Raw genomic sequence first — 1153 nt, forward strand, 5'->3', positions numbered from 1 at the left:
GGCTCGGGCGGCTGGTGGTCCAGCGGGTCGACGGCCTGCCCGCGCTGGAGGCCGCGCGCCACCACCCGGCGGCGCGGGCCCTCGTCGAGGCCGGTTTCGCGGTCACTCCACGTGGTCTGCGGATCTCGGTCCGCTGAGCGCCAGACTCGGGCCCGGGCCGTCGAGGGCTGCGAGCGGGTCGAGCCGCCCGTCCGGGCCCTCGCGGTCGATGGTGGCCGCGAGCAGGAACAGGTAGCCGATCATGATGACGAAGCCCACGCGCTCGATGAGGCCGAAGGCGGCGATGCCCGAGTCCGCGAGGTAGACGAGCGAGAGGTGGATCACGAGGAACAGCGCGACCATGATTCCCAGTGCCCGGGCGGCCGACCGCAGGGAGCGCGGCAGCGAGGACCGGGGCCGGACGATCGAGCGCTCCAGGCTCACCCCGACGACGGGCAGCACGCAGAACGCCGTGGCGGCGCTGACCCGGTGGATGATCGCCGACATCGAGGCCTCCGTCCCCGGCGGGTCGGTGGGGAACGCGCCGACCAGCACCATCGCGACGGCGAAGACGATCATCGCGGCGGCGGGCACCGGGCCGACGGCCAGCCCCGTGCGATACATCCGCACGGTGAGGATCAGTCCGAGCACGGCCAGGATCACCCCGCCCGCGAGGATCATCTCGCCGCCACCGGGCACGAAGGCGTACCAGCTGATCGGGTCGAGCACCGGGTCCACGACCGAGGCGCCTACCACGTGCGCGGCGATCATCGGCAGCAGTGCGGTGGCGCCGAACCAGCTCACGGTGCGGGTATTGCGGGGATCAGGGGAGGCCATCGACTGGTCTGGGTGTCCGCCCAGGTCAGCGGCAACTACGGTCATGGGACAAGAGTGGTGTGACCGGCGGCGGAAAGCCATCCGGTTTACCCCCGGTCACGCCCTGAACGGCACTCGGGGCCATCCCTGACCGCCCCGTGGGTGCCCGGACCCCTGGAACGGGGCCGATCTGGTTCACATGGGTGATATGCCGCTTGTGCCGCCTTCTCCGACCGGGCGCACACTACGCTGAAACCCCACGACGAGGGGAGCGGCCGTGCCCGAGGGGGATGTCCTGCGTCTCACCGCCGAGCGGCTGACCGTCGCACTGCGCGGCCTGCCGCTCGTCCGCGCGGAG

At 72.1% G+C, this 1153-nt stretch carries 1 protein-coding gene; it reads right to left on the reverse strand.

The annotated features are described in order from the left end of the window. Window positions 1-102: 102 nt before the first annotated feature. Entirely contained in the window at window positions 103-861 is a 759-nt protein-coding gene (locus PROKR_RS13115) for a DUF998 domain-containing protein (protein WP_169736415.1), read from the reverse strand. Window positions 862-1153 lie beyond the last annotated feature (292 nt).

The organism is Promicromonospora kroppenstedtii DSM 19349 (genome assembly GCF_000515355.1).
Taxonomy (GTDB): Bacteria; Actinomycetota; Actinomycetes; order Actinomycetales; family Cellulomonadaceae; genus Promicromonospora; species Promicromonospora kroppenstedtii.